Origin of the sequence: Methanobrevibacter sp. (assembly GCF_045636185.1) — an archaeon.
In the GTDB taxonomy this organism is placed as follows: Archaea; Methanobacteriota; Methanobacteria; order Methanobacteriales; family Methanobacteriaceae; genus Methanocatella.
In genome coordinates this window covers 1-9,804 of sequence record NZ_JAZTXC010000067.1, presented here as the reverse complement: position 1 = coordinate 9,804, position 9,804 = coordinate 1, and the positions used below count along the sequence as shown (strand labels likewise).

Genomic DNA, 9,804 nt, shown 5'->3' with positions numbered 1-9,804 from the left:
TAAACTAAGGGAAATGAAATTAAATTACAAACATTAAAGATTTTAAATATTAAAAACAATAAAATACTATTTATGAGTACTTTAGAGAAGATGAAAATTTTAACTGATTCGGCCCAATATGATTTATGTGATTATGTTAATCACAATAAGAGCTCTCAAGTTAATTTGCCTGGAATTTATCATGCAACAGGACATAACGGTTGCCAAATTCCATTATTTAAAACTCTTCTAACAAACAAATGTAAAAATGACTGTAAGTACTGCATTAACCAATCCAAAAGAAATTTTACAAGACTTGAACTTGCACCACAGGAACTTGCAAAAGCGTTCCTTGGATATTACAATAGAGGTATTGTAAACGGTTTGTTTTTAAGTTCAGGTGTTGACAAAGATGAAGATCTCACCATGGAAAAAACAATAGAAACCATTAGAATTTTAAGAAAAGATTATGGATATGATGATTATATTCATTTAAAAGTTGTGCCTGGCGCTTCTAAAGATTCAATAAAAAGAGCAATGGCACTTGCTAATAGAGTAAGCATTAATATTGAAGCTGCAACACCATCAGGACTTGCGGAATTATCATCTACTAAAGATTATAATAAAGATATTCTAAAACGCCTACACTGGATTGACAGTTTACATGGCAAAAGTACTACTTATCCAAATTCTACTCATACCACCCAGTTAATTATCGGTGCGAATGATGAAAGTGACAGGGAAATTCTACATAGAATGGAAAAAATTTACAATAAAACCAGATTAAAGAGGACATACTTCTCTGCATTCACACCAATTGAAGAGACAGATTTTGAAAAAAAAGAAGCATGCAGCACAGATAGGACTGCTAAATTATATAATGCAGACAGTTTACTTAATGATTACCATTTTAAATTAAATGAGTTAGTATTTGATGAAAATAACCAACTTTCATTAACTCAAGATCCGAAGATTTTGGCTGCAGAAAATATGGATATATTTCCTGTAGAAATTAACACTGCACCATTTGTAGAACTGATTAGAGTACCCGGTATCGGTGTAAAATCAGCTAGAAAAATAATTTCTATTAGGAAAAAAATTCCTTTTAAAAATAAAAATGAATTGAAAAAATTAGGTGTGGTTGTGGATAGGGCTGAAAAATATATTAGAATAGATGGAGCTTATCAAAGTTTATTGGAAAATTTCTAATAATTATAAATCATCAAATAATTCCCAAATATCCGGATATTTTTTAGATACTGCTTCATCAATTAATATGGAAGCCTCTCTACTTATACTAAATTCAGGCTCGGTTTTTCTAAGATATCTAAATACAGCAGCGGACCTTGAAGACCATAAAGTTATTCTTGGATTTTTATCAACGATATCTAAAACTTCAGCTACATTTTCTTTTGTTTTGACGTCTTGTGCATCTGGTATGCTTTCTTCAGTATCATTATCGCTAGAAATCTCTTCGGATGTTTTGCTATCTTCACTGCCTTCTTCACTGGATGTTCTTTCTTCTTCAATATCATCTTTATCATCAACTATTGTTTCTTCACCAGATTCTTCAACCACTTCTTCATTAGATTCTGTTGTTTCATTAACAACATCATCTTTAGTTTCCTTTAAAGGATCATCATCATTTAACATGTCTTCTAATGATTGAGCCCCATTACTATCAAAATTTTCATCATAAAACTCTGGAATTAAAGAATCTAATCCTTTACCAAGCCCACGAGTCATCTAATCACTCCTATCTCTTTCTAAAATTTCTTTTGCTAGATTTAAATAAGCTTTTGTTCCAGTACTTTCCGGATCATATATTAAACAAGGCTTTCCAAAACTTGGTGCTTCCGCTAACCTGATATTTCTTGGAATAATTGTTCTAAAGAGCAAATTACTTTCACCGAAGTAAATTTTTAATTCTTTATAAACATCTTTACTTAATCTTGTCCTTTTATCAAATAATGTAAGTAAAACTCCTTTGATTGGGGTAGGACTCTTAAGTCTTTGTTCTACAAGCTTAATTGTATTAATTAAATCAGCAACACCCTCAAGTGCATAATATTCAGCTTGAATTGGTATCAATACACTGTCTGAGGCAACTAATGCATTTACAGTTATTACACCTAATGAAGGAGGCAAATCAATGAATATATAGTCAAATAATGGAACAACATCCTTAAGCGTTTCTTTTAAGATAATATGGTAATTTTCTTTTTGGCTTAGTTCAACACCAACCCCACTTAATGAAATGTTACTCGGAATAATGAATAAATTCTTTATAAATGTAGGTTTAGTAGCTTTTTTAACGTTAATGTCCCCAATTATTGCATCGTAAATTGTATTTTCCAATTCATTTTTGTTAATTCCAAAACTTGTTGTGGCATTTGCTTGAGGATCCATGTCTACTACTAAAACGGTTTTTCCCATTATAGCTAACGAAGTTGCGGTATTTACAACAGTTGTTGTTTTTCCACATCCTCCTTTTTGATTCATTACTGCAATTACTTCACTCATTGAAAAATTCTCCTAATTAAAATGAATTTAAGTTAAAAGGCATGACAAAAAAAGGCCATGCCATCCAACTTAAATGAGATAAATTATAAGTTAATATGAATATCTTCTTATTTTTAGCTTAAAACTTCTAAGTTAGTAGGAATAACTTTTATTTTAAAAGTTAACCCTTCCAACTTAAAAGTGATAAATTTTAAGTTAACATGAATAAGTTATACGAAATAACTTCTAACATTTAAGTTATTATGAATAAGTTAAAAGATTTAACTTTTAACTATTAAGTTATATTTTATAACTTCAACCTTATAAAGTATTTGTTTTCACAAATAAGTTATCAGTTATAAGTGATAATTTAGAAAAATATTATCAGTTATAAGTTATAAGTTATAACTTTTAATAAAAAAATAAAAAAAGAAAAGAGTGAAATTTCACTCTATTTTGAATTTTGCAATGTACCTTCAAAGTATGAAGCATATCCTTTTAAATCAAGCATTCCATGACCTGAGAAATTCATAACAATAGTTTTTTCTTCTCCAGTCTCCTTACATTTCAATGCTTCGTCAATAGTAACTTTGATAGCATGGGTAGTTTCAGGTGCAGGAACAATACCTTCACAACGAGCAAAAGTAATTCCAGCATCAAATACATCTTTTTGATGAACTGCCCTAGGGGAAATGTATCCTTCTTTGGCTAAAAGTGAAACAATTGGAGACATACCATGATATCTTAATCCGCCAGCATGAACTGATGGAGCTACAAAGTCATGACCTAAGGTAAACATTTTAAGCATAGGAGTAAAACCATTAATATCTCCAAAGTCGTATTCATAACTACCTTGAGTTAAAGTAGGACATGCACTAGGTTCAACTGCAATAAATTCAGTTTCTGAATTACCGTCAAGTTTATCTTTAAGCAATGGGAAGAATGATCCTGCCAAATTACTTCCACCACCGGCACAAGCAATCATTACATCAGGTTCCTCTTCAGCCTTTTCTAGTTGCAATTTAATTTCTTGTCCAATAATAGTTTGGTGCAACATTACGTGATTTAAAACACTGCCTAAAGAATATTTAACACCATCATTTAATAAAGCCTCTTCCATAGCTTCAGAAATAGCTATACCTAAAGAACCAGGATGGTCTGGATTTTCTTTTAAAATTTGACGTCCAATTTCGGTATTTTCACTTGGAGAAGCAAAAATCTGACTATCATAGATATGCATGATGTTTTTCCTGTCAGGCTTTTGATTAAAAGAAACTTTAACCATATAAACTGTACAATCTAAATCTAACATATTACATGCAAGAGATAAAGCAGTACCCCATTGTCCGGCACCAGTTTCAGTAGTTAATCTTTCAACACCTTCTTTTTTAGCAAAAAATGCTTGAGGAATAGCTGAATTTAACTTATGAGAACCTGTAGGTGAAGTATCTTCTCTTTTATAATAAATTTTAGCGGGAGTATTTAAGAATTTTTCAAGCCTCGTAGCTCTAAATAAAGGAGAAGGTCTTCCAATTTGCATTAAAAGTTCTCTAACCTCATTTGGAATTTTTATATATCTATCAGGTGCAAATTCCTGAGCTAAAGCTTCTTTAGTAAAAGCTTTTTGTAAATCTGCAATCTGATTTTTACCTTCACTGTTTTTTGGTTCTGGAAGTGCAGCAGGTAAGTCTGCAAGAATATTATACCAATTTTTTGGCACTTCATCAGAATCTAAAGTAATCTTATAATTCATAGTAATATTTTTATTATAATGTACTATTTAAAACTTTGTTGTACAAAAATGTACAATTAATATATTAATAAAATGAAATATATAGAAAAATATTATGAGATTTTTAGCTATTGATGTAGGAACGGGAACACAGGACATCATGATATATGATGATGAAAAAGAATTAGAAAATTCCATTAAGCTCGTACTCCCTTCTCCACATTTGTTTATCTCACAACAAATAAGGGAAATTGAAAACGACATATATTTCAACGGAGAAATAATGGGTGGAGGAAAAATTAAAAAAACATTACAAGAACATATGGAAAAAGGATATAAAGTTGTAATGGAAGAAATTCCTGCAAAAACAATAAGAGACAAAATATCCCAAGTAGAAGCCATAGGAATTGAAATAGCTTCACCTGAAAAAGAGTATAAAGATTATACAAAAATAACATTAGGCGATATTAATATTACAAAATTATCTGAATTCTTGCTGGGATATGACTTGGAATTTGATTTCGATGAAATTGCAATAGCTGTACAGGATCACGGATACAATGAAAATATGGGAGACAGAGATTTCAGATTTGAAAAATTCCGTGAAAAATTAACAAAACCTATAAAACCTGAAGAATTATCATTTAAAGGAAATGTTCCTGATTATTATACAAGAATGAAAGCTGTAGAAAGATCCCTTGAAAAAGAAGGAATTGAATTAGAACCATTGCTGATGGACACAAAATTTGCTTCAATAGCCGGAATGTGCTGGGATGAAATTGCTTCAAGTCTAAATAGCTTTATAGCAATAGATATCGGGAATGGACATACCACAGCAGCTTCTATAGAAGATGGAAAAATACAAGGAATATTTGAACATCACACTTCTTCACTAACACCTGAAAGCCTAGAAAATTATTTAAAACGATTAGCAGATGGAGTAATTACATACGAAGAGGTTTATAATGATTATGGACATGGAGCTCATGTAATAAATCCAATATCAAAAATTGAAAAGGTAATTGTTAGCGGTCCAAAACGTGAACTGATTGAAAAGACTAACCTTGATTGGCATCATGCCTGTCCGGGAGGAGATGTAATGATGACAGGAACAATTGGATTAATAAAAACATTAGAGGCATATAATGTATAAAATGGATTCACATATTCACAGCGAATATTCCCCCGATTCAAAAGCCAAACTAAAAGATATTTTTAAAGTAGCAAAAAATAGAAATATTGACATTATTGCCATTAGTGACCATAATACTGTTGATGGATCTAAAGAAGCCAGAAGATTAACAAAAAACGATGATTTACTTGTAATTCCCTCAATTGAAATATCTGCTCTTGAAGGACATATTTTAGGTTTTGGCTGTGAGGAACATATTAAGCGTGATTTACCTGCCAGTGAAACAATAGATTTGATTCATGATCAGGGAGGCCTAGCCATAATACCTCATCCATATTGCTTCTATAGGCATGGCTTATTATGTAAAGCTGATTATGAAGATTTAAAAATAGATGCGATAGAAACAAAAAATGCTCGTTTTATAGTGGGATATTGCAATAATAAAGGAAAAAATTTATCAAAAAAAGAAAATTTACCTGGACTTGGAGCAAGTGATGCTCATTACTATAAATTTGTAGGTGACTGTTATTCTGAAATTGAGTGTGAAAAAGACGTAGATAGTGTTTTAAAGTCGATAAAAAAAGGTAGGGTGGAAGCCCTAGGAAAGGGAACTTCAAATATTAGATTAACCAAATATTTAATTGATTTTAAAATATTAAAAAAAATTTAAATCTTTTCTAATTTAATCTCTATAATAGAAACATTGGTTTTTTCATTATTGTAGTTTTCAACTTCTTCGGTTGAAATTTGAATATCAGAAACATCTGCTTCTTGAACAAAACTGTTTCTTACAATTTCAGCAGTATCAACAGCACGACTAATAGCTTTACCTCGAGCTCTTAAAGTGACTGTATCATAGTCATTAAATTGTGTTACAACGGCTAATACATAGTTCATTACTGGTTTATTACCAATAAAAATAGTGTTTTCTTCCATGTTTATATCTCCTGTGATTGTTTTAATTTAATATTTAATTCTTCACTAGATCGTTTAATTAGTAACAGTTTATTGATAGAATCCAATACCGCTAAAATACTTGCCATTACAACATCATCATCAATAGCTCTTCCAGTTGATTTATTGCCTTCATTATCAGAAGATATAACAAAAACATCTGCTAAAGCATTAGTACCACCATTAATAGCTTCTAAATTATATTCTTCAAGCTCAATATCCATTGTATCCTGTATTAAATCACGAATAGCATTTAAGGCAGCGTCAATTGGTCCGACACCAGTATTGGACGTCTCTTTTTCAACACCATCTATCTCTAATTTAACTGTTGCTGTAGGGGAAACAATGTTTCCACATAACAATCCCAATCCCTTTAATTTAATTGGAGTTTCACGAGCTGAACCTAACTCTGTTAAAGCGATTGCCTTTAAATCATCGTCAGTTACACATTTACCTTTATCACCCAATTCTTTAATTTGATAAAAAACCTTATCAAATTGTTTATCGTTTAAATGTATTTGGTACTCGTTTAATTTTGATCTTAAAGCATTAACTCCAGTATGCTTGCCTAATATAATTTTTCTAGTATGGCCTACAAGTTCTGGAGATATAGGTTCATATGTAGCTGAATTATTTAAAATACCATGAACATGAATACCGGACTCGTGGGCAAATGCATTATCACCAACAATTGGTTTGTTTACTGGCATTTTAACACCAGTCAATCTACCTACGAAATCTGATAGACTATATAATTGCGAAGTATCGATGTTTAAATCTATTTCATAAGCAGCATGAAGCGCAACAACAATTTCTTCAAGTGGAGAATTACCGGTTCGTTCTCCCATACCATTAACTGTTACATGAGCTTGGCAAGCGCCACATTCTATAGCAGTTAATGTATTTGCTGTAGCTAAACCGAAATCATTGTGAAAATGAACACTAAGAGGAGTATCATATTTATATTTCATATAACTCATTAATTCTTTTGTCATTACCGGTGTAAGAATACCAACAGTATCAGGCACATTAATAAAATCAATTCCTGCATCAACAACATCATCATAAAAGTTAAATAAAAATTCTGCTTCAGTTCTAGTAGCATCTTCAGCGGAAAATTCAACGGTTAAACCATGGTCTTTTGCATAATCAACAGCTTCAACTGCAGTAGTAATAATTGTTTCTTTAGACATTTTTAATTTATAGTCTCTATGCAATGGAGAGGTTCCAATAAAAATATGTATATAATCTAAACCAGCATCTAATACTGAATCAATATCATTTTCAACACAACGTGCTAAACCAACAATAGTAGCATCCAAATCCAAAGATCTAATTTTTTTCACAGCTTTAAATTCACCATGAGAAGCAGCAGGGAACCCTGCTTCAATTTTATCTACACCCAAATGATCTAGTTTTCGAGCTATTTGAAATTTTTCATCTACCGTTAGAGCAACACCAGGTGTTTGTTCACCGTCTCTTAATGTCGTGTCAAAAAAATAAATTTCATCGGGAAGATTCATGTAATCTCTTTTTAGAATATTGATGTCTTGACGATACATAAAATAAAATCTCCATTTGGTATAATTATATAATTATTTTAATTAAGTTAAATACTTATCGTATAATTAAATTAATCTAAAATCGTATAATGTACTATTTATAACATTAAACTATAAAAAATGTATATATTTTCTCTTTTAAAATATTTATCTAAAAAATTAAAAACATTCTACCATAATGCTTAATTTAAAATTTTCAAAAAAACATTATTAATATAAATTTAATTAATTTTAAAAATGAGAGTGTATAATTATTTAAATATAAGTTATTTGGTGTTATTATGGTTAAAATAAAATTTGATAAGAATTGAACAAAATTAAGCATTAAGATACTTTATAATAGAGTTTTAAAGAAAAAATTTATATAATTTAATTCATAAAGTATAGAATTAAGATGAATTTTAGAGATAAACTTAAAGTTACTCAGGATAATATAAAAAACAATAAATGGTATTTTTTAATGTATTTCATTATTACATTTATTTCAGTGTTATTTTCTGGATCTTTAACTAGTATTCATTATAAGTTTGTTGATGCTACAATTATATTTTCTATAATTTTAGGGTTTCTCTGTTTACTTTATTATTTTAATCATAAAAATGAGCTCCATAAGGTTGCTTTTTTAACGATTATTTCATTTGGAATTATATGTGCACTTATAACTCCTATTTTTGCACCGCCTGATGAAGTTGAGCATTTTGTAAGAAGTTTACTTACTTCACAGGGCAATCTATTTCCACATTATGTTCAAATTCCTGCTAATGTAACTGCTTTAAATATTTCAGGATTATCTATAGATTCCACAATAGGATTTTTTGATTTATATTTTAATATAAATCAGATATTTTTCAATGCTAATGTAACCAATATTCCAATAAATAACGCCCATGCATATTTTTACACCGGATTTCTTCATAATCCGTTTTATGGTTATTTAGCACAAGGTTTTGGAATATTATTGGCAAATGTATTAAATTTAAATAATATATGGATGTTGTGGTTAGGTAGAATTTGTAATTTAATATTATATGCTATTTTCATTTCAATTGCAGTTAAAAAAACTCCTATTTTTAAAATTCCTATGCTTTTCATGGCATTAGTTCCCTTAGCTATTTACCAAGGATCTTCTATGAGTATTGATGCAACGGTAAATGGATTGGGTTTTATTGTTGTTTCTTATTTTTTATATTTATATAAATCAAAAGAAAAATCAATTTCTTCAAAGGAACTTATTATATTTTCGATTTTAGTATTATTATTGTCTTTAACCAAAGTAACATATTTGGTATTCATATTACTTTTATTATGTATTCCTAAAGATAAATTCAAAATAAATTATTATTATATATTTTTCCCTATCGCTATAATATCAGCTTTAGTTTTAATATGGTCTTCAAATACTACACCAATAAACGATTTTTCAAGACAGGGCTACTATATTATGAATAATATTAATTCTACTAATCAGATTTCTTATATAATTAATCATCCAAATGATAGTATTATTTCATTTTTATATATTATCCCAAATGTTTTTGAAATTCTAATCCATACTTTCACGTTTTATGTATCAACAGACCTATTTACATCTGATTTCCTGCTATATGTCGGTTTGATTTCCTTTATATTTGTTGTATTTTTATATCCTATTAAAGAAAAAATACCATTAAAATATAAGATAATTGGACTAATGGTATTAGTAATTAACTTTTTTGGAACATGTTTCGTTCAATTATTAAAATGGACTCCTGTAGGTCAGCTTTTTCCAATTTTAGGTGTTCAACCTAGATATTTTATTCCTTTATTTGTTATATTAATTTTTGTTTTTAATTTTAATTTTAATTATAAGAAGATTGAAGAATGGAAAATAAATAATATACTTATGATAATTAGTATTTCTTTATTAATTAGTCTGATATCTACTATTTTATTTAAATTTTATT

The 9,804-nt window shown here is 29.3% G+C and carries 9 protein-coding genes; 4 read left to right on the top strand and 5 right to left on the bottom strand.

Annotated features, from left to right (window positions below; translation table 11 throughout):
- The first annotated feature begins 72 nt into the window (after positions 1-72).
- The gene (locus ACKI3Q_RS04130) at positions 73-1,188 is read left to right on the top strand and encodes a helix-hairpin-helix domain-containing protein (RefSeq protein WP_407414546.1); all 1,116 of its coding nucleotides are present in this window, start codon (positions 73-75) and stop codon (positions 1,186-1,188) included.
- A 3-nt stretch (positions 1,189-1,191) separates the two neighbouring features.
- Here ACKI3Q_RS04130 and ACKI3Q_RS04125 read toward each other — a convergent pair whose 3' ends face one another.
- The 3 genes from ACKI3Q_RS04125 to ACKI3Q_RS04115 all read right to left on the bottom strand — a co-directional run bounded on the left by ACKI3Q_RS04125 (position 1,192) and on the right by ACKI3Q_RS04115 (position 4,234).
- The gene (locus ACKI3Q_RS04125) at positions 1,192-1,725 is read right to left on the bottom strand and encodes an AAA family ATPase (protein WP_407414544.1); all 534 of its coding nucleotides are present in this window, start codon (positions 1,723-1,725) and stop codon (positions 1,192-1,194) included.
- The gene (locus ACKI3Q_RS04120; protein WP_407414542.1) at positions 1,726-2,502 is read right to left on the bottom strand and encodes a ParA family protein; all 777 of its coding nucleotides are present in this window, start codon (positions 2,500-2,502) and stop codon (positions 1,726-1,728) included. It lies immediately after the preceding gene.
- Between the two features lie 430 nt (positions 2,503-2,932).
- On the bottom strand, positions 2,933-4,234 hold the full coding sequence (locus ACKI3Q_RS04115; RefSeq protein ID WP_407414540.1) for a TrpB-like pyridoxal phosphate-dependent enzyme: 1,302 nt from the start codon (positions 4,232-4,234) through the stop codon (positions 2,933-2,935).
- Positions 4,235-4,328: 94 nt separating this feature from the next.
- On the opposite strand from ACKI3Q_RS04115, the gene ACKI3Q_RS04110 reads away from it, so the two are divergent.
- Both ACKI3Q_RS04110 and ACKI3Q_RS04105 read left to right on the top strand, forming a co-directional pair.
- On the top strand, positions 4,329-5,366 hold the full coding sequence (locus ACKI3Q_RS04110) for a DUF1786 domain-containing protein (protein ID WP_407414538.1): 1,038 nt from the start codon (positions 4,329-4,331) through the stop codon (positions 5,364-5,366).
- The gene (locus tag ACKI3Q_RS04105; protein ID WP_407414536.1) at positions 5,359-6,015 is read left to right on the top strand and encodes a CehA/McbA family metallohydrolase; all 657 of its coding nucleotides are present in this window, start codon (positions 5,359-5,361) and stop codon (positions 6,013-6,015) included. Before ACKI3Q_RS04110 ends, ACKI3Q_RS04105 begins: the two co-directional genes overlap by 8 nt.
- On the opposite strand, the gene albA is transcribed toward ACKI3Q_RS04105, so the two are convergent.
- Positions 6,012-6,281: a DNA-binding protein Alba gene (gene albA, locus ACKI3Q_RS04100; protein WP_407414534.1), complete on the bottom strand. Its 270-nt coding sequence runs from the start codon at positions 6,279-6,281 to the stop codon at positions 6,012-6,014. The two genes, ACKI3Q_RS04105 and albA, sit on opposite strands and share 4 nt — an antisense overlap.
- 2 nt (positions 6,282-6,283) lie before the next feature.
- Positions 6,284-7,861 carry a 2-isopropylmalate synthase gene (locus ACKI3Q_RS04095; RefSeq protein WP_407414532.1) on the bottom strand — a complete coding sequence of 526 codons (1,578 nt, stop codon included), beginning with the start codon at positions 7,859-7,861 and terminating at the stop codon, positions 6,284-6,286.
- Positions 7,862-8,321: 460 nt separating this feature from the next.
- Here ACKI3Q_RS04095 and ACKI3Q_RS04090 point away from each other — a divergent pair.
- Positions 8,322-9,804, top strand: a 1,483-nt coding sequence (locus ACKI3Q_RS04090) for a DUF2142 domain-containing protein (protein ID WP_407414530.1), incomplete at its 3' end; no start/stop codon positions are given.